This is a genomic window from Prosthecobacter sp. (genome assembly GCF_044227185.1).
Taxonomy (GTDB): Bacteria; Verrucomicrobiota; Verrucomicrobiia; order Verrucomicrobiales; family Verrucomicrobiaceae; genus Prosthecobacter.
Map to the genome: position 1 here is coordinate 267,135 of NZ_JBGAFO010000005.1, position 21,656 is coordinate 288,790.

The window sequence follows — 21,656 nt, forward strand, 5'->3', positions numbered from 1 at the left end:
GCAGTGCCAATAGCCCGTGCCAACGGCATATCAACCCTACTTCGTGTTCGCCGGCGCCTTCTCCTGCGGAGGGGTGTACCAGCCGAAGACCTTGTCGCCGTTGAAGAGCTTGTGATGCTCCGGCGTGATGCCGCCGTAGTCGGCGATGACGCCCGTCTGCTCCACCGTGCCGACGCGCAGATTGGCATACACATCTCCCTCATCGTAGAGCACATGCAGCGGATCATGGGTGCGCAGCTGCACGCCTTTGACCGGCTTCACGACCGTGAAGCGCCAGGTGGTGTCGATGTGCTGGATGGAGCCGAGCTCACGGTAGATCAGCGCCTTGGGCACCTTGGAGAGGTCATACTGCGCCACGTTGTTCGCACGCCATGGATCATAGGCCGGGCTGCCCGGATTGGAATAATCACCCGTCCAGAACTGCTGATAGGGAGTGGGGTCAGGCTGCGCCGCACGGATGGCCGCCGGAGACTGGGTGACGGGGAAGTTGCGAATGACCGGCAGGGGATCGATGCGGTCCACGACCTTGGTCACCAGCGCGAAGACATCGCTCACGCGGCCATAGGTGAAGAACTGGTGGGAATCGATCAGCTCCGAGTTTGCGACACGCGTCTTTTTGACGGTCAGCCGGTGCTCGTTGGCATTCGAGAACAAATTGAAGCTCAGGAGGTAGTCCACGTCCTTGTCCAGCGCCGGGGTCTTTGCCGGGGCGTTCTTGGGCAGGGCCAGGGTTTGCGTTCCAGTGGTGGTCTCCTCCGTGGTCAGGTTAAACACCCGCATCTGCCCGCGGCGCAGCAAGTGGGTGCCGAGGCTGTCCGCCAGCGCCCGGCCCAGATCCGGGCGCCGGGTGCCGTCCACCGTCACATCTTCGGCCAGGATGGCGACCTTGGGCCGTTCCGCGCTTTTCACGCTCCAGTCGCCTTCGGCGTGGATTTTAGCGGAAAAGACCGAGCTCAAAAGAGCCGCCGTGACGAAGGTGATTCGGAACTGGTGCATGGCCTGTTGGAGTTTAGGGGATGTTAAAGGTTCAAAAAAGGCTTGGGAAGCAAAATTTCAGCCACCCCCAACCCGCCGTCCCCAGCCCCTTCAATTAGGTTCCTGATATGCCTTTTCCTGGATGTAAAGCTTAAAGCGAGCCAAGCCCTGAGGATCAGGGCCGCTTCGCAATTTGAGCGCACGATCTTGAGTGCTCCTGGCTTCCATGAACTGACCGTCTCGTGCATAAGCGGCGGCAAGGGTGTCGAGCCAATTCGCATTGTTAGGTTCCATTTTGGTGGCCTGGAGAGCAAACTCCACAGCCTTCTTTCCATCAAGCCGCATGGAATCTGGGCAGGTCGCATAGTGCCAAGCCAGGTTGTTCAAGGCGGCCCCGCTTCCTAGTTTTGACGCACGTTCGAACGCGGCAATGCCTTCGCGGTAGCTCCTCTGTTTGAATGCCGCCGTACCTTTGGCGATTGCGCTCTCCACCTCCTCTTTCTTTTCGCGCTCAATGCGATCACGCTCCTGTCGTTGCTCGAGGGCCTGGCGCTCCGCCAAGCGCTGACGCGCCTGCTCCTCTTGAAGCGCTCGCTGTCTGGCTTCTTCGGCTTCCCTGGCAACTCGCGCCTGCTCAACTGCCACCGCATACCGGTCTGGCAAAAGCAACATATTACCATCATTATCCTGAATGCCTCGGTCGGTGATCCGATAGTAAATGACCTGATTCGTCCCCATCGTGGTTAGCACCACACGCAGCGCATCAGGCTGCCTCGTATACTTACCCAGGAGAATGGCACTCCCGTCGCTGAGCTCACATTCATCCCTGGAAATGAGCCTCAGTGACGTTCGTCCATTGACAGAGCGATAGAACTGAACCTCGTCAGAGGACTTTTTACAGCCAAGCAGAAGGAAGCCTGCCGCGAGGATGGCTAGAAGTAATCTTGGTTTCATTGTGCGGTTGCCACGCAGGCGTAAGGAGCACCCGATTGTAAAAATAAGGAACATGCTGCGCAACATACAAACGCACCCGTATTACTATTTTGCAATGATGTGAGCAAGGGCTGGCCCCACGCACCTCAATCTCCTGCCTCGGCCCCAAAATATCAGACACGAAAACGGCGCACCTAGGCTCCAGTTTGTACGAACAGGTTCACGGTTTCAAGACCTTCTGCTTCTCAAACCACTCGCGCACCAGACGGAAAACCTCATCGCGCATCGTCTGGTCGATGGGGTGGCCCTGGCCGTCCGCCACGAGGCGGTCATTGGCCACCTTGTTCCTGTCCAGCACCTGCTTGAGCGCGGCGGACTGGTCCGGCCGCACGGTGGTGTCATTGCCGCCATGAAGCATGAGAAAGGGCACGCGGATTTTCTCCGCCGCCGCCGTGGAGGGGGCCGCATAACCCTCCTGTGGAGAGATGCCGCTGCTGGTGATCGCGGCCGCCTTGAGCCCCTCCGGTGCGGTGGCCGCGAGAACGATGGTGACGAAGCCGCCCATGCTGTGACCATAAGCAGCGAGCCGCGTGGCATCGACCTCCGGCATGCTGCGCAAAATGGCGAGGCAGGTCTGCGCACGGCGGATGTTTTCCGCGCTCGCGCCAAACTGCGCACGGTCCCCGCCAGCGGCGCCTGCATGCGTGTAATTGGGCGCGATGCACACCATGCCCCACTGCACCATCTCGCGTGCTTTCATGCCGCCAAAGCCCTGCGCATTGCCGCCCATGCCATGGCTGATCAGCACCGCCGGAAAGGGCCCCTTTCCCGCCGGCTTCATCAAAATCCCATCCATGGTGAAGTCGCCATCGCGGTAGGTCCAGCGCTCGCCCTCGAGCTGAAAGCCCTTCATCGTGACGCCGGCTTTGCCCTGTGGTGCCGCAGCGGAGGCGGGTTGATTTTGCGGCGGCGGTGGCGCGCCCCCTTCGTGCTCCTCGCGCGTGAGCACGCCGTCGTTGTTCTTGTCCAGCACTTTGAAAAGCTGTGGCGGGCCGCTGAACTCTTCGCGCGTGACCTTGCCGTCCTTGTTCTTGTCATCACGCCCGGAAATCACCTCCCAGGGGATGCCGCGCCGTGCACCGCCCTGCGGCATGCCTTTGCGCGGATCGCGCTCCATGGCCGCCGCATCGGCGGTGCTTTCGGTGGCGAGAAACTCCTTTTTTGGCGAGCTGCCTTTCAGGCGCTGGGCGAAGAACTGGCTGACCATGTCATCGATGTTTTTGCCGGCAAAGCCAGGCCCGCCGTGACCGGCGCCATGGATGGTGTGAAAATGCGCGCTGACCTCGGCCTTCTTCAGCGCCTCAAACAAAAGCTGGCTCTGATTGATCGGCACGGTGGGGTCTTTGTCTCCATGAACGATGAGGAAAGGCGGATCGTCTTTGGTGACGTAGGTGATGGAGTTCACCCGCGCGGCCTTGTCTTTGTTCTGCATCACCGCGCCACCGATCAGCTTTGCCTCCGGCGATGAATCGGTGGCATGGCTCTCGTAGCCCGGTGTGGTGACGAAGACCGTGAAGTCCGTGGGGCCGTAGTAGTCGCACACCGCCTGCACACGGCTGGACTGGTCCAGATTTGCGCCCACATCGAACTCCTTCACGTCACCGCTGGTGCCGATGAGGGCCACCAGATGGCCACCCGCCGAACTGCCCCACACACCGAAGCGCTGCGGATCGAGCGAATGTTCTTTCGCGTGCGCCCGCAGCCAGCGAATGGCAGCCTTGCAATCCTCAATCTGCGCCGGGAACACGGCATGACCGCTGAGACGGTAATTGATGCTGGCCACGGCGTAGCCCTGCGCCACATAGCCGGCTCGCAGAGGTGGGCAGCCGTCCTTGCTGCCATTCTGCCAGCCACCGCCATGCACCCAGATGATGAGCGGGAGGGGGCCGTCCGCTTTCTCGGGCAGGTAGAGGTCCAGCTTGTGCCGTTCATGGCCGCCTTCCACATAAGCCAGATCACGCAGCTCTTTGACACCCGCAGGGGTGCGCGGCTGCTGGGCGCTGGCGCTGGTGAATGAGAGGGCCAGAAGGAGGAGACAGGCGATGTGTTTCATGGAGGTGGGTGGTGAATCAATTCTGGAGAGCCTCATGCTGCTGCAGTCCGGCGATGATGCGGTGCAGCATGGCGGAAACCTGCGCTGCCTCGCCCGCCACAAGCCCGTGCTCCACGGCGGCAACCACGCGACGGTGCAGCTCGCGCACGCGCGGCTCGATCTCACGCCCTTTCGCAGTGAGACGCACACGCACCGCACGGCCGTCCTGCGGACAGGCGCGCAGGCTGACGAGGCCTGATTTTTCCAGCCGTCCCAGGAGAGAATTCAGCGCCGCCGCGGAGCGCTGGGTGCGGCGGGCGAGCTCCTTGATGATGCAGCCGTCCTCCTCATACAGGGCAAACAGCACCGGGGCCATGCCGGGCCGCAGCAGACGGTCCAGCTTCAGCTCCGCCAGCGTGCGCTCCACCAGCGCCTGGAAGTGGATGTTCGTCCGGGCGATGAGCGCCGGCAGGTCATCCAGCGGAGATACATTAGTTTTCGCGGAGCGGGCTGGTGGGGAAGAAAGCTGACGGGGGCTGGCTGGCATAAAATACTTCAGGGGTGAAGCATCAAACCAGAGCGGTTCGCCAAAGTTGCAAAAAAAGACTCAGGGCTTTTTCACCAGCGCCTTCACTTCCACGGCACCGATCGCCTGATGAAACACCATCTGCGTGCCGAGCTGCTCAATGACGGTGCTGTCGTTTTTCTTCTTCCGCACCGGCAGCGGCTCTTCGAGAATGGTCTGGATTTCAGACACATGGCCCGCCACGTTGCCGAACTGGTCGATCAAGGCCGAACCGCTCGAACCTGGCGCCCAGTCGGTGGTGGTTTCCAACCAGACCGGCTTCGCAACTTCGGTGCCCTTGGGCAGCTTGTCTGCCTCCCGTTTGCTCATGAAGGAGCGCTTCACAAAACGGCTCACGATGCCCTCGCTGAAATAGCCGCGCTTTCCGCCGGGGTCGCTGAAACACCACACGGAATCCCCCGGGCTCACGTCCAGGCTCAGAGGCAGCGCGGTGAGCGGCTGCTCCGACTTCACGCGAATGATGGCGCAGTCCGTGCCGACATTGCAGGCCAGCACTTCGGTGACGGGCAGGAGCACATCCTCCTCCGTGAAAGCCACCAGCCAGCCTTCCTTCATGTCCGGTGGCGGGGCGATCACATGCGCGCAGGTGGCCACCGCGCCGTCTGCCGTGATGGCGTACCCACCCGCAAGATCCAGATGCCATTTGTCGCACTTGGAGCAGAGATACAACTGGCCCACACGGAGGTGGGACATGCGCGCCCGCTGCCAGCGCTCGCGCGGGGTCAGCGCCTTGGTGTCCGGGACTGGCAGCACGAGGTCACACTGCGTGCGCCGCGCCTGCTCGATGGCTTTGGTCATGGACAGCAGCGCCGACTCCCCCTGCGATTTTTTGGCCTGCTCCATCAGCACCGCATTGGGCCGTGAGCCGCGCCCCTCAACATACACGGGCACCCCGGGCGCCTGCGCATGGGTGATGCAGGCGGACACCAGCAGGACGAACAGGGCGCAGGGGAGTTTCATGGGCATCAGCCGATTTTTGCCGCGCCAAAGTGACCGCGCAGGGCTTCCGGAATCAAGATGGTTCCATCTGCCTGCTGATAGGTTTCCACGAGGGCGACGAACAAGCGGGCAAGGGCGGTGCCGGAGCCGTTCAGGGTGTGCGGGATGCGGTTTTTGCCGTTCTCATCTTTGTAGCGCAGGTTCATGCGGCGGGCCTGGTAGTCGCCGAAGTTTGAGCAGCTCGAGACCTCAAGGTAGGTCCCCTGCCCCGGCGCCCAGACTTCGATGTCATAGGTCTTCGCCGAACCAAAGCCGAGGTCTCCGGTGCAGAGCTCGATGACGCGGTAATGCAATCCCAGAAGCTGCAGCACCTTTTCCGCATTCGCGGTCAGGCTTTCGAGCTCGGCCATGCTGGTCTCCGGCGTGGTGATCTTCACCAGCTCCACCTTGTCAAACTGGTGCATGCGGATCAGGCCCCGCGTGCCCAGACCCGCGCTGCCGGCCTCGCGGCGGAAGCAGGGCGTGTAGCCGGCGTAATTGACCGGAAGTTTTTCCAGCGGCAGGATTTCATCGCGGTGGAGATTGGTCACCGGCACCTCGGCGGTGGGGATGAGATAGAGGTCATCCGTGGCGCTGTGGTAAACCTGGTCGCCAAATTTGGGAAGCTGGCCGGTGCCCACGAGACACTCCGCCTTCACCAGCAATGGAGGGCTGATTTCTTCATAGCCATGCTGCGTGGTGTGCAGATCGAGGAGAAAGCTGATCAAGGCGCGCTCCAAGCGTGCGCCTGCTCCGCGATAGACGACAAAGGCGCTGCCGGAGATCTTCGCACCGGCTTCGAAATCGAGCATGTTGAGGGCCGCACCGAGCGCCGTGTGATCCTTCGGCTGGAAGGCATGAGCAGGCTTGGTGCCCCACACACGCACCTCGGGATTTTCCTCCGCAGTGCTGCCCACGGGGCAGGCCTCGTGGGGCAGATTGGGCAGGCTCAGAAGGAGATCGCGCTGGCGCACATCCGCCGCATCGGCCTCACGGCCGATTTCTTCGATGCGGCTGCCGATGCCGCGCACCTCCGCCTCGATGGCGCTGGTGTCCTGCCCGTTTTTTTTGGCAATGCCGATCTCCTTGCTGATGCGGTTGCGATCCCCCTGCAGCTTCTGGCGCTCCGTCTCGGCGGCACGGCGCTGGGTGTCGATGGAAAGCAGCTCATCCACCACGGACGCGAAGTCGCCGCTGCGGTTGGCGAGGCGCTGTTTGACCTGATCTGGGTTGTCACGAATGAGGCGGATGTCGAGCATAGGGGCGGGGAGGTTAGCGGTACTGCGCGGCTTGTCGAGTGCTGGAAGGGGCATTGACAGCGGGAATCAGAGTCCGACCTTGCCAGCGTGATCTACCTCGACGCCAACGCCACCACGCCGGTCGATCCAGCCGTGCTGGAGGCGATGCTGCCGTATCTGCGCGAGCACTACGCCAACCCCTCCGCCAGTTACGCGGCCGGGCGCCGGGTGCGCCGCGCGGTGGAGCAGGCCCGCACGCAGGTGGCCGCGCTGCTGGGAGCACGTCCGGCGGAGATCACCTTCACCAGCGGGGGGACGGAGTCCATCAATGCAGTGCACGCCTCCGTGCGCGCCTTGTGGCCGGAAAGGCCGGAGCTCATCATCACGGGCACGGAGCATGCCGCTGTCCTGGAATCCGCCCGGCGCTGGCAGGCGCAGGGCGGGCAGGTCACCACGGCGCCGGTGCATCCAGATGGGCGGGTGGATCTCGGCGCGCTGCACTCGCTGCTGCGTCCGGGCATCACCGGGCTGGTGTCCATCATGTGGGCCAATAACGAGACCGGCGTCATCGCTCCCATGCATGAGATCGCCGCCATGGCGCATGCCGCCGGGGCGCTGGTGCATACGGATGCCGTGCAGGCGGCGGGAAAAATCTCCCTCGATGTCAGGACCACGCCGGTGGATTTCCTCAGCCTCAGCGGGCACAAGATGCATGCGCCGAAGGGAACAGGCGCGCTCTATGTGAGCCAGCGTGTCCGTTTTGAACCTCTGCTGGTGGGCGGAGGTCAGGAAAACGAACGGCGCGGCGGCACCGAAAACGTGCCCGGCATCATCGCCCTCGGCAAGGCCGCGGAGCTCGCCGCCCAGCATCTTGCGGATGGCACCAAGGCCCGCATCAAAGCCCTGCGGGACCGCTTTGAGCACTTGATCCACGCCGCCGTGCCGGAGATGCGCATTCATGGCAGCCCCGCGCACCGTCTGCACACCACCACCTCCCTGTGCCTTCCGGAGACGGATGCCGCGGGCATGCTCATCCTGCTGGACCAGGCGGGCATCGCCTGCTCCGCAGGCTCGGCCTGCCATGCCGGCGCGCTGCATGCCTCGCACGTGCTGGAGGCCATGGACGTCAGCGCCCGTGATGCGGCCTGCACGCTGCGTTTTTCCTTCAACCGTTTCAACACCAAGTCCGACGTGGAGTCCGCGGCGCACGCCGTGATCGAATCCGCCCATAAAATACGCGAGGCGCAGGGATGCGGGCTCGCCGTCATCTCCCACTGAACCCTTGTCATGAAAACCACTCCACTGCTGTCACTGCTGCTGTCTCTTCTTCTGCTGCTGCTGCCAGGCTGCACCCCGGAACAACGGGGCAGAGCCTTTGCCGGCCAGTCGCTCACGCTGAACTACGATGACTTCGGTCCCGAGAGCATGGCCGCGCCGTTTTTGGGGCCGCGCGGTGCGCACACGATCGTCGTCGCCCATTACGGCTTCAACGACATCACGCCGTCCGGGCCCCAGGACGTGCGCTATGTCAATGTCCTCCAAAGCATGAATTTCCTGCGGGATGAGGTGCACCGCCTGCCGCGGACCGCGGCCAATGAGCCGCTGCGCCAGCGCCTTCGCACCACCTACGCCCGGCTCTATCCTTTGCAGCTTCAGCGTTACAAGAACGCGCTGAACAGCGCCTTTGTCATTCCGTCTCCAGGCATGAGCCGCCAGCTCATGGTCCCCGTGGTGCCGCCGCCTGAGATCAGATGAGCGTTTGAGAATCCAGCATCCAGCGGCTAGCATCCAGCCCTCATGGCCCACCGCTTTACCTGCACCGAACGCGTCCAGTTTGCCGAGACCGACATGGCCGGCATCGTCCACTTCTCGAATTTCTTCCGCTACATGGAGCGCGTGGAGCATGCCTTCTTCCGCAGCCTGGGCTTCTCCATCGTGGACAAGCCCGTGGAAGGTGAGGAGCGCGTGGGCTGGCCCCGCGTGCACGCCTCCTGCGACTACATGGCCCCGCTGCGGGTGGAGGAGGAGTTTCAATGCGAGCTGCTGGTGGAGGAGGTGCGCAGCAAGGTCATCCGCCACCTGATCCGCTTCTGGAAGCAGGACGGCACCCTGGCCGCCGAAGGGCGCATCACCGCCGCCTGCGTGCGCAAAGACCGCGAAACAGGCCAGATGAAAGCCGTGGTGATCCCGCAGCGCTTTCGCGACAAGATTGAAGACGCGCCGCCGGAACTGCTGAGGCGGCCGGACCGCAAATAACTCCCGCCAGCAGCATGCGCTTTCTGCGGTTCCACCTCCATCCCGGCCTGCTTCTCTGCCTGCTGGTTCTCTGGGGTGCGGGCAGCCTTTATCTGTTCAGCACGGGCATCGCCGAACTGCTGCAGACTGATCATGAAATGACCGAGGCTCTTGCCAGGGGGCGCATGGTGGCCGTCCGGGAACAGGCTGCGGCGGTGCGCCTCCACGTGACCTGGCGGCTGGTGCTCGGCGCTGCCCTGCTGGGCCTGGCCATGGGGCTTTTCCGCCGACGCCACCGTGGATAGGGCGAATGCTGACCCGTGTGCAAAAAGTGAACAAAGCCGTTGTGAGAGGCGTTTTCTCACGGCACCTGATTGCCCTTCCACACCCACCCCACGTGAACTCCCAACCGCAAACTAAAATCATGCAGACCTGGCTCCTTTACGCTCTCCTCACCGTGCTCTCCTGGGGCGTTTATGGCGTCATTCTTCACGCCGCGCGCTCCAAGATGCCCATGGGGCCGGAGGCGCCCAATGCCAGCCTGAAGGCCTTCCTTTTTGTCTGCATTGCCTACGCGCTCGTTGGCGTGGTGACGGCGATTGTGCTGAAGACTCGCAGCACGAACTGGAGCTTTACCGGGGCGACGGGCAATGGCATTCCGCTCAGCCTGGTGGCGGGGATGGCGGGCGCGCTGGGTGCGCTGACCCTGGTGCTGGCCCTCGGAGAGGCGGCCTCGCCCAAGGGCGGTAATTTTGGCGTCGCTGCTGCCGCGGCAGTCATGCCCATTGTCTTTGCGGGCGCCCCCGTGATCAACACCATCACGGCCATGTTCATGCATCCTCCGGAAGGCGGCTTCAAATCGCTGCCCATTCCGTTCATCGCCGGCTGCCTCATGGCGGCCAGCGGGGCCTTCCTGGTGGCCAAATACGCACCGTCCAACACCGGCGCCGCCGCCCACCCTCCCGCCGCAGCCTCCAAGCCACACTGAAGATGGCGCGCCTGCTCCTTTTCGACATCGACGGCACGCTGATTGACAGCAATGGTGCCGGTGGCGCGGCGATTCTCGACGCTGCGGAGGAACACTTTGGCATCAAGCGCGAACAACTGCCGGCGCTTCACCTCGCCGGCTCGACAGATCCCGCGATCGCCATGGACGTGTTTGGCCACATGAACGTGGTGCACACGCCGGGGGAGGTGATGGCCTTTCTGGACCGCTACCTCTCCCACCTGCAGCGGCGGCTGCAGGCGCCGGACTTCAGCGGCTACACGCTGCCAGGGGTGGCTGAACTTCTGCAGGCCCTGGGCGGCGAAAGGGAGGCCCACCTGGGCCTGCTCACCGGCAATGTGAAGCGCGGCGCGGTGATCAAGCTCTCGCGCCATGGGCTTTATGACCACTTTGTGGACGGCGGCTTCGGCAGCGACCACCATGACCGCAACGAGCTGGGCCCCGTGGCCCTGAAACGCATGCAGGAGGCCACCGGGGCGACCTACCACATCGATGATGTGATCGTCATCGGCGACACCCCGAAGGACATCCGCTGCGCGGAAGCCTTTGGCGCGAAGTGCCTGGCGGTGGCCACCGGCCAGTACTCCCACGCCGAGCTTAGTGCGCTGAACCCCTGGCGCTGCCTGGAGTCTTTCGCGGATCTGCCCGCCACGCTGGATGTGCTGCTGAGGCACTGATTTCCCATGAGCAGCACCTCAGAAGCCACGCGCGCCATGCGGCTCTCCCTCGCCGTGGGTTTTTTGATGCTCGTGCTCAAGGTGGGGGCCTATGTGCTCACGGGTTCCGCGGCAATTCTGGGCGATGCGGCGGAGTCGGTGGTGCATGTGGCGGCGGTGATGTTTGCCACCTTCAGCCTCGGCCTGCTGCACAAACCGGCGGATGATGACCACCCCTATGGGCACAGTAAAATCGCGTTTTTCTCGGCGGGCATCGAAGGCGGGCTGATCATCGTCGCGGCCCTCTTCATCATCTATGAGTCCGTGCGCCGCCTGCTGCTGCACCAGCCTCCCGCGAATCTGGACCAGGGCCTGACGCTGACAGCGCTGACCATCGCCATCAACGCCGCGCTGGGAGCCTACCTCATCCGCATGGGGAGAAAGCAGGGCTCTTTGATTCTCGAATCGAACGGCAGGCATGTGCTCACGGATGTTTGGACCAGCCTCGGCGCCATTGTGGGGCTCGGCCTCGTCGCCCTAACTGGCTGGCACCTGTGGGATTCGATCTGCGGCCTCATCATGGCCGCCAACATCATCTGGACCGGCTACGGCCTCATGCGCCGGAGCGTGGGCGGCCTCATGGACACCGCCGATGCCAAGCTCAACGCCGCCCTGGATGCCGCCCTGCGGCGCGAAACGGAAAAGCACGGCCTCCAGTTTCACGCGCTGCGGCATCGCGACGCCGGTGAGATGCACTACGTCGAAGTTCACCTCCTGTTCGCCGATGACATCATGCTGCGCGACGCGCACCGCATCGCCACGGAGATCGAAACCGCCGTGCAGGCCAGCGTGACGAAGGCCGTGCTCATCACCACCCATCTCGAATGCCAGGGAGACCACGATGAGCTGCATCAGCACGGCGAATCCAGCGATCCGCACCGCATCCGCGCATGATTCCGCTCGATGCCAGTGCCCTGAATGACGACACCCTGCCCTGGCACGTGACCGTGCTGGATGAGGTGGCCTCCACCAGCGACTGGCTCAAACAAAAGGCCGCCACTCTGCCTGTGAACACGGTCGTCTTCACCGAATCCCAGACCGCGGGCCGCGGCCGGCGTGACAACCGCTGGATCGCCCCACGTGGCAAGGATTTGATGTTTTCGCTTCTGCTGAAGCCGGCGCCCCCCATGGAAAAGTGGCCGCGCCTCACCACCCTGGCCGCCCTCGCCATCTGCAAAGCCATCGAGGCGGAACTGCCGCTGCAGCCGCGCATCAAATGGCCCAATGATGTGTATCTGAGCGACCGCAAGGTGAGCGGCCTGCTGGCGGAAACCGTCTCCACCCAGGACGGCATGCGGATCGTTCTGGGCATCGGCTTAAACGTGAACGCCCTCGATTTTCCGCCTGAGCTGAACGCCACCTCGCTGCTGCGCGCCGTGGCCAGCCCCGTGATGCCGGAGATCGACCGCAACGCGCTGGCCAGCCGCCTGCTCGATTCCCTTCACGCCGAATTCCAGCACCTGGAGAGCGATTTCAGCGCCGCCATCAGTGAAGTGCGCGAGCGAAGCTGGCTCATCGGCCGCCAGATCCGCGCCCGGGCACCCCAGGGAGAGATCTTCGGCCGCGTCCTCGATTTGAACGAGGAGGGGCACCTCATCCTCGAATTTCCCGACGGCAGCACCCACACCCTGACCAGCGCTGACGAGGTGAGGCAGGCGTAATTCCGCGTTCGACTTTCGCCATTCGGCATTCACAATGCGCGCCCCCATGTTTCGCGCTCTTCTCACGTCTCGTCTCCAGGCAGCCTTCACCGCCGCCGGCATTGCCCTGCCCGAAGGTTTCAGCCCCGGTGTCGTCATCGCCTCTGACACCCGTTTCGGCGACTACCAGAGCAATGCGGCGATGATTCTGGCGAAGCAGCTCAAGATGAATCCGCGCGCACTGGCGGAGCAGATCAAGGCGGCGCTGCAGATCGAGGACCTGTGCGAAAAGATCACCGTGGACGGCCCCGGCTTCCTCAATTTCACGCTGAGCACCGGTGCGCTGGCGCAAAGGCTCTCCGTCATTGTCAAAGACGACCACGTAGGCGTGCCGCAGGTGGAACAGCCCAAGACGATCGTGGTGGACTTCTCCGCTCCAAACATCGCCAAACCGATGCACGTGGGCCACATCCGTAGCACCTTCATCGGTGACTCGCTGGCCCGCGTGGCCCGCTTCATCGGCCACAAGGTCATCACTGACAACCACGTGGGCGACTGGGGCACGCAGTTTGGCATGATCATCCACGGCTGGAAGACACAGCTCGACAAGGCGGCGCTGACCAAGGACCCGATCCACGAACTGGTGCGCGTGTACAAATCGGTGAACGCAGCGACCAAGGCTGACGAAGCCGTGCTCGAGACCTGCAAAGGCGAACTCGTGAAACTCCAGCAGGGCGATGCCGAAAACCTCGCCATCTGGAAGGAATGCGTGCGCCTCACACTGGAGCAGCTCGAAAAAGTGTACGGCGCGCTCGACATCAAATTCGATTACTATCTGGGCGAAAGCTTCTACAATGACGCCCTGGCTCCGCTGGTGGCCGAGATGCTCAATCAAGGCATCGCCACCATCAGCGAGGGCGCCACCGTGGTCTTCAGCGATGGCAGCGTGAAACCGGAGAACGACCCCTTCCTCATCCGTGAAAAGGACGAATGGAAGGCCGCGCCCTGCATCATCCGCAAAGGCGACGGCGGCTTCCTCTACGCCACCACGGATCTCGCCACCATCGACTACCGCGTGAAGGAATGGCATGCGGATGAAATCTGGTACGTCGTCGGCGCACCGCAGCAGCTCCACTTCCGCCAGGTGTTCGCCGCGGCGCAGCGTCGTGGCATCACCACGAAGATGATCCACATCGCCTTCGGCAGCATCCTCGGCCCTGACGGCAAGATGTTCAAAACCCGCAGTGGCGAAACCGTCGGCCTCCTCGAAGTCATCGATGAAGCCATCGAGCGCTCCCGTGCCGCAGCCGATGAAAAAGAACAGGGCCTCAGCGACACAGAGAAGGACGAGATCGCCCGCATCATTGGCGGCGGCTCGGTCAAATACGCGGAGCTCAGCCAGAACCGCCTCACCGACTACAAGTTTAGCTGGGACAAAATGCTGAGCCTGCAAGGCAACACCGCGCCCTACCTCATCAACGCCTACGTGCGCACACGTTCCATCTTCCGCAAGCTCGACGGCCAGGTCACACTGACCGACGACCTCGCCATCACCGAGCCTGCCGAGCGTGCCCTGGCGATGAAACTGGCGCAGTTTGCTGAAAACGCCCACGACATCCTGGACGACCACCGCCCGAATCTGCTGGCGAACTATCTCTACGAACTCGCCAACACCTACCACAGCTTCTACGAAGCCTGCAACGTGCTGCGCTCTGAAGGCGCGGTGCGCAACACCCGCCTCACGCTATGTGAAGCCACCAGCCGTGTCCTCAAGACCGGCCTGGGCCTGCTGGGCATTCAGACGACGGAGCGGATGTGATCAAAGCGGATCCCCGACATTCACAGGATGCACAATGTCGGGATCACCGTGACGTCGAAAAGCCATAAAGTCACTCACATCCAAGGTGTAGAGCCTCTCGGCGCCTGATTTCTTTGCAGCTACCAGATGCAGGAAATCATAGACGGCTCCGCCGCGAACACCGCGCTTTTCCGCTGTTTCCAATGCCACCACGATTTCCTGAGCATCCAACACGCAGCTTTTGACCGCTGGCAAAATGGAAGCGGCCAGCGCCTGAGTTACCAGGCTGGCGGGAGCACGGCGGCCAGACCTGCCCCCAGTGAGGGAGCTGAAGCACTCAGAAACAGCATGGCTCAACATGGTGAGGCCGGGGAGATCCAGCAAATCAAAGCATTGCGCATGATGCTCTTGGTGCACATCCAGCGCGGCCACCAGAACACTGGAATCAACCGCCGCCTTCATGCCCCAAGGTCCTGCATCACACCGTTGTCATGCTGATCACGTCCAGCCTTGATGGAGGCGATCACATCCGCATCGGAAGAAGCCCCCAAACCTTCAATGACCATCCTGCCGCGTTTTCTGATCAACTGCACTTTTTGCGCATCCTTTTCCACCACGGGAGTGACCACGATACGCCCATCGCCGATTTCAACAGACACACTCTCAGCATCATTCCACTGAGCCAGCTCCAACAGGGCAGGCGACAAGAAAAGCCCTTTCGAGGCATCCAGTGCAAGTGTCGTGCTCATCCTGAGACAATGTTGGCATATTGAAGGACAGCTTGCAAGGTCGTCTGCACCGCAAGGGGACCATGCATGGCAAATGTTTCAGCGGAAGATCATGGCACAACCCTATGTTTAATGCGCCATGCATCACGTGATTTGTGCCCTTCTCGTAGGCCTCAGTCTCTCCGCTGTATCCGCCCAGGAGCATGCCTTCCCCGGCGCTGCAGGCTTCGGTGCTTTCGCCAAAGGTGGCAAAGCAGGGCGTGTCATCGAAGTCACCCGCCTCGATGATGATCTGAAGAATCCGCCCGAGGGCTCCTTCCGCTGGGCGGTGCTGCAAAAGGGGCCGCGCATCGTGAAGTTCCGGGTGGCAGGCACGATCCTGCTGCGGGATGAGGTCGAGATTCGTGAGCCGTACATCACAATCGACGGCGGCGATGCTCCGGGAATGGGCGTCTGCCTGCGCGGCGGGTCGCTGGAGTTCAAGGACACGCATGACATCATCGTGCGAAACATCCGTGTGCGGCTAGGGGACGAGACGACGAAACGCAAGAACCGGGAGCAGAAGCTGAAGCGGCCGGAGCATTCAAACGCGCTGGACTGCATCGGCCTGACGCGCTGCAAAGATGCGATCATCGACCACGTCTCCACCTCCTGGAGCTGCGATGAATTGTTCAGCGTGGTGCACTGCCAGAATGTGACGGTACAGTGGTGCCTCCTGGCGGAGCCGCTGAGCAATCCTGAACTGCACCCCTATGGCGACAACCACGCCTTCTGCTTCAATTCCAGCGCGGACACGCTGAGCGTGCATCACTGCCTCTTTGCCCGCTACGTCATGCGCGGGCCGCAGTTTGAGGCCAATGACATGCGCAAGGGGGACGACTACGCGGTGCAGATGGAGGCGGTGAACAATGTGATGTTTGACTACGAGCGCTCGGGCTCCCGCTACACCACAGGCATCGAAAATCACAAGGACGAGGCCACCCCCAAGGGCTACGCTTTCCAGTTCATCGGCAACGTGTATCTCGGTGATCCGAAGAGGCCCGCCATCGAAGCGGTCATGAAGCACGAGGTGCATGACGGTGTACGCGCCTTTGCCAGCGACCGTACGCAAATCAAACTCAGCGACACCAAAGGCCGCGAAAAGCTCATGGATGCCGCTTTGAAGCAGATCCAGGAAGCGCCGGTCTTCACCAGCACCGCCCCGATCCCGCCGCAAAGCGCGGAGGAGGTGCTGCGCAGCGTGTTGGAAAAGGCCGGCTGCTCCCATGCCCGCGATGCCGTGGACGAGCGTGTCATCTCCAGCGTGAGGGAGAGAAAATCTCAGCCCGTAGTCCACTCCCAGGAGGAGGTGGGTGGCTGGCCGGATCTGGCGAAATAAGGAATCGCTGGCACGCCTGCCATTCGTCATTCATCATTCCGCCCTCGTCTCTTTTCCCTCCCATGCCCGTCCCCCTTCTCGACGTCAACGCCCAGAATCTCCCCCTCGAATCCGAACTCCAGGCCGCCTTCACGCAGGTGCTGCATCACGGCAGGTTCATCATGGGGCCGGAGATGGAGATCTTTGAAAAGGAAATCGCGGAGATGGTGGGCGTGAAGCATGCGCTGTCGGTTTCCTCCGGCACGGACGCCCTGCTGCTGGCGCTCATGGCGCTGGACATCAAAGCTGGCGACGAAGTACTCTGCCCCGCCTTCACCTTCTTCGCAACGGCGGGGGCGGTCTCACGTCTCGGGGCCATCCCCGTCTTCACCGATGTCTGCCCCATTTGCTTCAACCTGGACGTGAACGACGCACGGAAAAAGATGACCGCCAAAACCAAGGTGATCATCCCGGTGCATCTCTTCGGTCAGTGTGCCGACATGGACCCGATCCTCGCTCTGGCAAAGGAGCACAGCCTCAAGGTCATCGAAGACGCCGCGCAGTCCATCGGTGCCAGATACAAAGGCCAAAGCAGCGGCACGCTGGGAGACTTCGGCACCTACAGCTTCTTCCCCAGCAAAAACCTCGGCGGCTTTGGCGACGGCGGCATGCTGGTGACCAATGACGAAGCCCTGGCCGAGTACGCCCGCGTGCTGCGCGTGCACGGCGGCAAGCCCAAGTACTACCACCATTACGTGGGTGGCAATTTCCGCATGGACACGCTGCAATGCGCCCTGCTGAGCGTGAAGGTGAAGCGCTACGCGCAATACACCGCCGACCGCCAGCGCAATGCCACCCATTACATTGAGGCCTTGTCAAAGCTTCCCGGCGTGGTGCAGGCAAATCCTGAGCATTGCAAATGCGCGAGCACTCAGGATGCCTGGCTGACGGCGCAGAATGCCAAAATCGTGCTGCCGGTGAGTTACGCCCACAACGAGCACATCTGGAACCAGTTCACCATCCGTGTCCTCCATGGCAAACGCGACTCCCTGCGCGATCACCTGGTGGCGAAAAAGATCGGCTGCGACATCTACTACCCGGTCACTCTCGACCAGCAGAAGTGCTTTGCCAATCTGCCTGCCGCATCTCTCTCCGGCTGCGACGTGTCCCACCGGGTGGCAGGCGAGGTGCTCAGCATTCCGATCTATGGCGAACTCACCGAAACCCAGCGCGAGGAAGTGATCGCAGTGATCGCCGAGTGGCTTTAAAATCATGAAAGCCATTGTCATCAGCTGCCTCTGGTTCATGGGATGCAGCTTCGTTCTGGCTTTGCTTTTGCACCTAACGTTGTCTGGAGATTTTCCTGCCCCCGACAAAAAAGGTGGATATACTCATTTATTGAGCCACAGCCTTGTCTTCGAGGCGGGCGGCAATGGCAGCGAACCCCGCTTTGTGGCGACTCTTACGAACAGCTCCACAACAAAGCTCAAGATCATCGTGAATGATAAAGACTTTCACGCGACCCTGCGGGTCAAAAATCGTTCGGGACAAGAAGATGAGATCTTCGAAAAAGAGTATCTGAACCTGCTCACAACCACGATGTGGAGCGAACCTCAGATCGAAATGGCTCCGAATCAATCCATCACCTGGGTGGTTCCTCTGAGTTCACTGAGCACGCTGCATGGCAACGATGTGGCCCACGAGTCCTTGATGGGCTGCACTGTGGTCAGCGATATGCATGCTACAGTGGTTCCACCCAGACGAGAGTACGTGGGAGACAATGCCCGGCAAGAATCCAAGCCGATCTTGATCCCAGACAAGGACTGACGAAATTCGCCTTAAAGCTTCGGTGCTTCAGGCGCTGGAGCAGCCGGGGCCGGGGTGGCTGGCGGTGTCGCAGGAGCTGCTGGCGCCGAAGGTGAAGGAGCGGCAGGAGAAGGAGCCGGGGCGGGCGTAGGAGCAGGAGCAGGAGCAGCGGGTGCGGAGGGCTGAGCTGGAGGCGTGGCAGAAGAAGGAGCCGGTGCAGGAGCCGACGGAGCTGGCGCAGGCGTGGAAGGCTGAGCCGGAGGCGTGGATGGTGCAGGCGCGGGCATAGGAGCGGGCGGCGTGGCAGGAGCAGGAGCGGGCGGCGTGGGGGAACCCGCAGCAGGAGCCGGGGCTGGCGTCGTCGGAGGCGGCACCGTGACGGGCACAGGCGCTCCTGGAGGGGCAATGGTGGCGCCAATGCCGCTGTTCACCGCGTTCAGCTTGATGTTAGGCATGCCGGGGACGACTGAGGCAGCACCAGGTTTGGGCTCCACTTTCGGGGCCGGGGGCGGATCCACCTCCTTGGTCGGCAGAGATGCAGCGATCCAGCCGAGGCGGTTCTGGCTGATGGTCTGAAACTCCTGCATGTCAGGGAACTTCACGGCCAGGTCTTCATAGGCTTTCTTGGCTTCGTCGCTCTTGCCCTGCGCCCAGAGCAGATCACCCAGGCGCACCTGCGCCAGGGGGGCCGCCTCACTGGAGGGGAACTCCGTGGTGATGCGCTCAAAGACGGCCTGCGCCTCCTTGCTTTCGCCCATGGCATCCAGTTTGGAGCCGAGGCCAAGCAGCGCATAAACGGCCAGCGGGTGCGTGGGGTTCTTGGAGGTGAACTCCTTGAGCGCCTCCACAGCCGAGGACTTCTTGTTCTGGTCCCACAGCAAATCCGCCTTCAGCAGCAGAGAGTTCGCGGCGGCATTCGTGCCGGGATAGCGCGAGATGACGAGGTCGCAGTCCTCCACCGTCCTGGCCCCGGTAAACTCCTCGGCGGCCGCATTGGCCTTGAGGGTGTTCTGGTGATGCATCACGCCATAGGCGCACAGAGCCACCACCACGAGGATGAAAAGCCAGACGATCTTGCGCAGATTATTTTCCATGAACTTTTCCATGCCGGTGGCCTGGAGTTCTTGGGAAGTGGAGTCGAGTTGGGACATAAGAGAGTGAATTTAAAATCGAGGAACGGCCGGCTTGGAAATGACGAATGCAGAATGTCCGAATGACGAAAAGCAACAAAGCTGCTCACAAGTTCAGCCTCTGGTATTCGTCATTCTGGTTTCGTCATTGGCAAAACTCAGGCTCCCACCTGGGCGCGTGCTTCATCAGCCAGCGCGGTGGAAAGATAACGCTCGCCCGTGGAGCACGCGACGGTGACGATCAGCTTGCCGGCGTTTTCAGGGCGCTTCGCCACTTCAATGGCGGCCACCACGTTGGCGCCGGTGCTGATGCCCACCAGGATGCCTTCCTCCTTGGCTAGGCGGCGTGCCATGGCGAAAGCGGCGTCATTGCTGACCTTGACGCATTCCGTGATCTGCGCATTTCCGGCGCTGTCTTTGAGGTGAAGGTTGCCAGGGATGAATCCGGCGCCGGTGCCCTGGATCTTGTGCGGGCCGGGCTGCAAAGGCTGGCCGGCGAGAGCTTGATTGATGACCGGAGAGGCCTCAGGCTCCACGGCGATGGCAGTGAAGCTGGGCTTGCGGGGCTTGATGACTTCCGTCACGCCCGTGATGGTGCCGCCTGTGCCCACGGCGGAGATGAGGATGTCGATCTTGCCGTCCGTGTCCGCCCACAGCTCTTCAGCGGTGGTCTTGGAGTGGATGGCCGGATTGGCCGGATTTTCAAACTGCTGCGGCATCCAGGCGTTCGGCGTGCTGGCCACGATCTCGGTGGCCTTGGCGATGGCGCCCTTCATGCCCTGCGCGCCCGGGGTGAGCACAAGCTCCGCTCCCAGCAGCGCCAGCAGCGTGCGGCGCTCCAACGACATCGTTTCAGGCATGGTCAGGATGAGCTTGTAGCCCTTCGCCGCGGCGACAAAGGCGAGCGCGATGCCGGTGTTGCCGCTGGTGGGCTCCACGATGACGGTGTCGGCCTTCAGAATGCCACGCTTCTCCGCGTCTTCGATCATGGCCGCGCCGATGCGATCCTTCACGCTGCCCAGCGGATTGAAGAACTCACACTTCAGAGCGATCGTGGCATTCAGTCCAGCGGTCACTTTGTTAAGCTTCACCAGCGGTGTCTTGCCAACGGTTTCGACGATGTTGTTGTAGATGCCCATGATATTTGGAGGTTTGCGGTGGATGACGTGGCCGGAGATTGCCGGCTGCGATGCGAGATTAGTGCTGGTTGCAGAACTCTTCGAAGCGGTCCATGCCGGCGTTGATCACGTCCAGACCGGTGGCGTAGCTGAAGCGCACGGTGTGCTCAGCGCCGAAGGCCACGCCGGGGACGATGGCGACCTTCTGCTTGCTCAGCAGCTTCTCGCAGAAGTTCACGCTCTTGATCTGCGTGGGCTCGATGTCCACCAGGAAGTAGAAGGCGCCCAGGGGCTCCACCACGCGCACGTTCTTGATGTTGCTCAGGCGGCCGAGCATGTACTGGCGGCGCACGTCGAACTCATCGCGCATGTCGCTGACGATCTGCTGGTCCATCTGCAGGGCGGCCAGGGCGCCATACTGGGCAAAGCTGGTCGGGTTGCTGGTGGTGTGGCTCTGAATGGTGTCGATCGCGTCGGCGATTTTCTTCGGGGCGGCGGTGTAGCCCAGGCGCCAGCCGGTCATCGCATAGGCCTTGGAGAAGCCGTTGATGGTGATGGTGTGGTCGTAGATTTCCTTGCTCAGGGAGGCGATGCTGACGTGCTCCTGGCCGCCATAGACGAGCTTCTCATAGATTTCGTCGGAGAGGATCACGATGCCTTCACCCACGGCGATCTCGGCCAGAGCCTTGAGTTCATCACGGCTGTAAACAGATCCCGTCGGGTTGCCGGGGGTGTTCAGGATGATCATTTTGGTCATCGGAGACATGGCGTCTTCGAATTCATCCGGAGTGAGCTTCCAGCCGTTTTCACGCTTGGTTTCCACGATCACCGGAATGCCGCCCACGATGCGCACCATTTCAGGATAGCTGGTCCAGTAGGGCGCCGGGATGATGACTTCATCGCCCGGGTTCACGCAGGCCAGGATGGCATTGTAGCAGGAGTGCTTGGCACCGCAGTTCACGCTGATCTGGGAGGGCTCATACTGCACATTGTTGTCCACCATTAGCTTTGCGGCGATGGATTCACGCAGTTCCAGGATGCCGGCGCTCTCCGTGTAGCGGGTTTTGCCGCTGTTCAGCGCCTTGGTGGCGGCCTCAATGATGGGAGCCGGGGTGTCAAAGTCAGGCTCTCCTGCACCAAAACTCAGCACATCCACACCCTGCTTCTTGAGCGCCTTCGCCTGAGCGGTGATGGAAAGAGTCATTGAAGGGGCGACTTCGGCGATGTTCTTGGCGATAAAATCCATGGTCTGGGGTGGTTGGGCGGGTGAAAATGGCGGGGGGCCATCTATAAAGGCGGGGGCGGGAAGTTTGTCAATCA

Annotated in this window: 23 protein-coding genes; 12 read left to right on the forward strand and 11 right to left on the reverse strand. The window is 62.0% G+C overall.

Annotated elements, in window-relative coordinates; all coding sequences use genetic code 11:
* Positions 1-36: 36 nt before the first annotated feature.
* The 6 genes from ACILSQ_RS14145 to serS all read right to left on the reverse strand — a co-directional run bounded on the left by ACILSQ_RS14145 (position 37) and on the right by serS (position 6,823).
* The gene (locus ACILSQ_RS14145; protein ID WP_395744287.1) at positions 37-996 is read right to left on the reverse strand and encodes a hypothetical protein; all 960 of its coding nucleotides are present in this window, start codon (positions 994-996) and stop codon (positions 37-39) included.
* Between the two features lie 90 nt (positions 997-1,086).
* Positions 1,087-1,983: a hypothetical protein gene (locus tag ACILSQ_RS14150; protein WP_395744288.1), complete on the reverse strand. Its 897-nt coding sequence runs from the start codon at positions 1,981-1,983 to the stop codon at positions 1,087-1,089.
* 145 nt (positions 1,984-2,128) lie between these two features.
* Positions 2,129-4,021 carry a prolyl oligopeptidase family serine peptidase gene (locus ACILSQ_RS14155; RefSeq protein ID WP_395744289.1) on the reverse strand — a complete coding sequence of 631 codons (1,893 nt, stop codon included), beginning with the start codon at positions 4,019-4,021 and terminating at the stop codon, positions 2,129-2,131.
* Positions 4,022-4,037: 16 nt separating this feature from the next.
* A complete protein-coding gene (locus tag ACILSQ_RS14160; protein ID WP_395744290.1) occupies positions 4,038-4,547 on the reverse strand; it encodes a MarR family winged helix-turn-helix transcriptional regulator in 510 nt (169 codons plus the stop codon).
* Positions 4,548-4,607: 60 nt separating this feature from the next.
* A complete protein-coding gene (locus tag ACILSQ_RS14165) occupies positions 4,608-5,546 on the reverse strand; it encodes a serine protease (protein WP_395744291.1) in 939 nt (312 codons plus the stop codon).
* 5 nt (positions 5,547-5,551) lie between these two features.
* On the reverse strand, positions 5,552-6,823 hold the full coding sequence (gene serS / locus ACILSQ_RS14170; RefSeq protein WP_395744292.1) for a serine--tRNA ligase: 1,272 nt from the start codon (positions 6,821-6,823) through the stop codon (positions 5,552-5,554).
* Positions 6,824-6,910: 87 nt separating this feature from the next.
* Here serS and ACILSQ_RS14175 point away from each other — a divergent pair, with 87 nt between their 5' ends.
* From ACILSQ_RS14175 to argS, 9 genes are all read left to right on the forward strand, one after another.
* Positions 6,911-8,080 (forward strand): cysteine desulfurase family protein, encoded by a 1,170-nt coding sequence (locus ACILSQ_RS14175; protein ID WP_395744293.1) that lies wholly within the window; start codon positions 6,911-6,913, stop codon positions 8,078-8,080.
* A gap of 9 nt (positions 8,081-8,089) precedes the next feature.
* Entirely contained in the window at positions 8,090-8,557 is a 468-nt protein-coding gene (locus ACILSQ_RS14180) for a hypothetical protein (protein ID WP_395744294.1), read from the forward strand.
* 42 nt (positions 8,558-8,599) lie between these two features.
* Positions 8,600-9,058 (forward strand): acyl-CoA thioesterase, encoded by a 459-nt coding sequence (locus ACILSQ_RS14185; protein WP_395744295.1) that lies wholly within the window; start codon positions 8,600-8,602, stop codon positions 9,056-9,058.
* A gap of 14 nt (positions 9,059-9,072) precedes the next feature.
* Positions 9,073-9,342: a hypothetical protein gene (locus ACILSQ_RS14190; RefSeq protein ID WP_395744296.1), complete on the forward strand. Its 270-nt coding sequence runs from the start codon at positions 9,073-9,075 to the stop codon at positions 9,340-9,342.
* 119 nt (positions 9,343-9,461) lie between these two features.
* Complete coding sequence (locus ACILSQ_RS14195) at positions 9,462-10,025, forward strand: hypothetical protein (protein WP_395744297.1); 564 nt, start codon at positions 9,462-9,464, stop codon at positions 10,023-10,025.
* 2 nt (positions 10,026-10,027) lie between these two features.
* A complete protein-coding gene (locus ACILSQ_RS14200) occupies positions 10,028-10,720 on the forward strand; it encodes an HAD family hydrolase (RefSeq protein ID WP_395744298.1) in 693 nt (230 codons plus the stop codon).
* Between the two features lie 6 nt (positions 10,721-10,726).
* A complete protein-coding gene (locus ACILSQ_RS14205; protein WP_395744299.1) occupies positions 10,727-11,653 on the forward strand; it encodes a cation diffusion facilitator family transporter in 927 nt (308 codons plus the stop codon).
* Positions 11,650-12,420, forward strand: coding sequence for a biotin--[acetyl-CoA-carboxylase] ligase (locus tag ACILSQ_RS14210; protein WP_395744300.1), 771 nt, complete (start codon positions 11,650-11,652; stop codon positions 12,418-12,420). Before ACILSQ_RS14205 ends, ACILSQ_RS14210 begins: the two co-directional genes overlap by 4 nt.
* A 46-nt stretch (positions 12,421-12,466) precedes the next feature.
* Positions 12,467-14,218: an arginine--tRNA ligase gene (gene argS, locus ACILSQ_RS14215; protein WP_395744301.1), complete on the forward strand. Its 1,752-nt coding sequence runs from the start codon at positions 12,467-12,469 to the stop codon at positions 14,216-14,218.
* Here the strand turns inward: argS and ACILSQ_RS14220 are convergent, their stop codons facing one another.
* The gene (locus ACILSQ_RS14220) at positions 14,219-14,659 is read right to left on the reverse strand and encodes a PIN domain-containing protein (protein WP_395744302.1); all 441 of its coding nucleotides are present in this window, start codon (positions 14,657-14,659) and stop codon (positions 14,219-14,221) included.
* Entirely contained in the window at positions 14,656-14,946 is a 291-nt protein-coding gene (locus tag ACILSQ_RS14225) for a hypothetical protein (RefSeq protein WP_395744303.1), read from the reverse strand. The genes ACILSQ_RS14220 and ACILSQ_RS14225 overlap by 4 nt, the downstream gene beginning before the upstream one ends.
* Positions 14,947-15,064: 118 nt before the next feature.
* On the opposite strand from ACILSQ_RS14225, the gene ACILSQ_RS14230 reads away from it, so the two are divergent.
* The 3 genes from ACILSQ_RS14230 (at position 15,065) to ACILSQ_RS14240 (ending at position 18,109) form a co-directional block, all read left to right on the forward strand.
* The gene (locus ACILSQ_RS14230; RefSeq protein ID WP_395744304.1) at positions 15,065-16,303 is read left to right on the forward strand and encodes a hypothetical protein; all 1,239 of its coding nucleotides are present in this window, start codon (positions 15,065-15,067) and stop codon (positions 16,301-16,303) included.
* Between the two features lie 62 nt (positions 16,304-16,365).
* Positions 16,366-17,550: a DegT/DnrJ/EryC1/StrS family aminotransferase gene (locus tag ACILSQ_RS14235; protein ID WP_395744305.1), complete on the forward strand. Its 1,185-nt coding sequence runs from the start codon at positions 16,366-16,368 to the stop codon at positions 17,548-17,550.
* Positions 17,551-17,554: 4 nt separating this feature from the next.
* The gene (locus tag ACILSQ_RS14240) at positions 17,555-18,109 is read left to right on the forward strand and encodes a hypothetical protein (protein ID WP_395744306.1); all 555 of its coding nucleotides are present in this window, start codon (positions 17,555-17,557) and stop codon (positions 18,107-18,109) included.
* An 11-nt stretch (positions 18,110-18,120) separates the two neighbouring features.
* Here ACILSQ_RS14240 and ACILSQ_RS14245 read toward each other — a convergent pair whose 3' ends face one another.
* From ACILSQ_RS14245 to ACILSQ_RS14255, 3 genes are all read right to left on the reverse strand, one after another.
* Positions 18,121-19,239 (reverse strand): tol-pal system YbgF family protein, encoded by a 1,119-nt coding sequence (locus ACILSQ_RS14245; protein WP_395744307.1) that lies wholly within the window; start codon positions 19,237-19,239, stop codon positions 18,121-18,123.
* A gap of 137 nt (positions 19,240-19,376) precedes the next feature.
* On the reverse strand, positions 19,377-20,357 hold the full coding sequence (gene cysK, locus ACILSQ_RS14250; protein ID WP_395744308.1) for a cysteine synthase A: 981 nt from the start codon (positions 20,355-20,357) through the stop codon (positions 19,377-19,379).
* Positions 20,358-20,415: 58 nt separating this feature from the next.
* On the reverse strand, positions 20,416-21,582 hold the full coding sequence (locus ACILSQ_RS14255) for a pyridoxal phosphate-dependent aminotransferase (RefSeq protein ID WP_395744309.1): 1,167 nt from the start codon (positions 21,580-21,582) through the stop codon (positions 20,416-20,418).
* Positions 21,583-21,656 lie beyond the last annotated feature (74 nt).

Coding starts and splice junctions, on each gene's coding strand:
- ACILSQ_RS14145 (WP_395744287.1), bottom strand. CDS start 996: ATGCACCAGTTCCGAATCACCTTCGTCACGGCGGCTCTTTTGAGCTCG.
- ACILSQ_RS14150 (WP_395744288.1), bottom strand. CDS start 1,983: ATGTTCCTTATTTTTACAATCGGGTGCTCCTTACGCCTGCGTGGCAAC.
- ACILSQ_RS14155 (WP_395744289.1), bottom strand. CDS start 4,021: ATGAAACACATCGCCTGTCTCCTCCTTCTGGCCCTCTCATTCACCAGC.
- ACILSQ_RS14160 (WP_395744290.1), bottom strand. CDS start 4,547: ATGCCAGCCAGCCCCCGTCAGCTTTCTTCCCCACCAGCCCGCTCCGCG.
- ACILSQ_RS14165 (WP_395744291.1), bottom strand. CDS start 5,546: ATGAAACTCCCCTGCGCCCTGTTCGTCCTGCTGGTGTCCGCCTGCATC.
- serS (WP_395744292.1), bottom strand. CDS start 6,823: ATGCTCGACATCCGCCTCATTCGTGACAACCCAGATCAGGTCAAACAG.
- ACILSQ_RS14180 (WP_395744294.1), top strand. CDS start 8,090: ATGAAAACCACTCCACTGCTGTCACTGCTGCTGTCTCTTCTTCTGCTG.
- ACILSQ_RS14185 (WP_395744295.1), top strand. CDS start 8,600: ATGGCCCACCGCTTTACCTGCACCGAACGCGTCCAGTTTGCCGAGACC.
- ACILSQ_RS14190 (WP_395744296.1), top strand. CDS start 9,073: ATGCGCTTTCTGCGGTTCCACCTCCATCCCGGCCTGCTTCTCTGCCTG.
- ACILSQ_RS14195 (WP_395744297.1), top strand. CDS start 9,462: ATGCAGACCTGGCTCCTTTACGCTCTCCTCACCGTGCTCTCCTGGGGC.
- ACILSQ_RS14200 (WP_395744298.1), top strand. CDS start 10,028: ATGGCGCGCCTGCTCCTTTTCGACATCGACGGCACGCTGATTGACAGC.
- ACILSQ_RS14205 (WP_395744299.1), top strand. CDS start 10,727: ATGAGCAGCACCTCAGAAGCCACGCGCGCCATGCGGCTCTCCCTCGCC.
- ACILSQ_RS14210 (WP_395744300.1), top strand. CDS start 11,650: ATGATTCCGCTCGATGCCAGTGCCCTGAATGACGACACCCTGCCCTGG.
- argS (WP_395744301.1), top strand. CDS start 12,467: ATGTTTCGCGCTCTTCTCACGTCTCGTCTCCAGGCAGCCTTCACCGCC.
- ACILSQ_RS14220 (WP_395744302.1), bottom strand. CDS start 14,659: ATGAAGGCGGCGGTTGATTCCAGTGTTCTGGTGGCCGCGCTGGATGTG.
- ACILSQ_RS14225 (WP_395744303.1), bottom strand. CDS start 14,946: ATGAGCACGACACTTGCACTGGATGCCTCGAAAGGGCTTTTCTTGTCG.
- ACILSQ_RS14230 (WP_395744304.1), top strand. CDS start 15,065: ATGCATCACGTGATTTGTGCCCTTCTCGTAGGCCTCAGTCTCTCCGCT.
- ACILSQ_RS14235 (WP_395744305.1), top strand. CDS start 16,366: ATGCCCGTCCCCCTTCTCGACGTCAACGCCCAGAATCTCCCCCTCGAA.
- ACILSQ_RS14240 (WP_395744306.1), top strand. CDS start 17,555: ATGAAAGCCATTGTCATCAGCTGCCTCTGGTTCATGGGATGCAGCTTC.
- ACILSQ_RS14245 (WP_395744307.1), bottom strand. CDS start 19,239: ATGTCCCAACTCGACTCCACTTCCCAAGAACTCCAGGCCACCGGCATG.
- cysK (WP_395744308.1), bottom strand. CDS start 20,357: ATGGGCATCTACAACAACATCGTCGAAACCGTTGGCAAGACACCGCTG.
- ACILSQ_RS14255 (WP_395744309.1), bottom strand. CDS start 21,582: ATGGATTTTATCGCCAAGAACATCGCCGAAGTCGCCCCTTCAATGACT.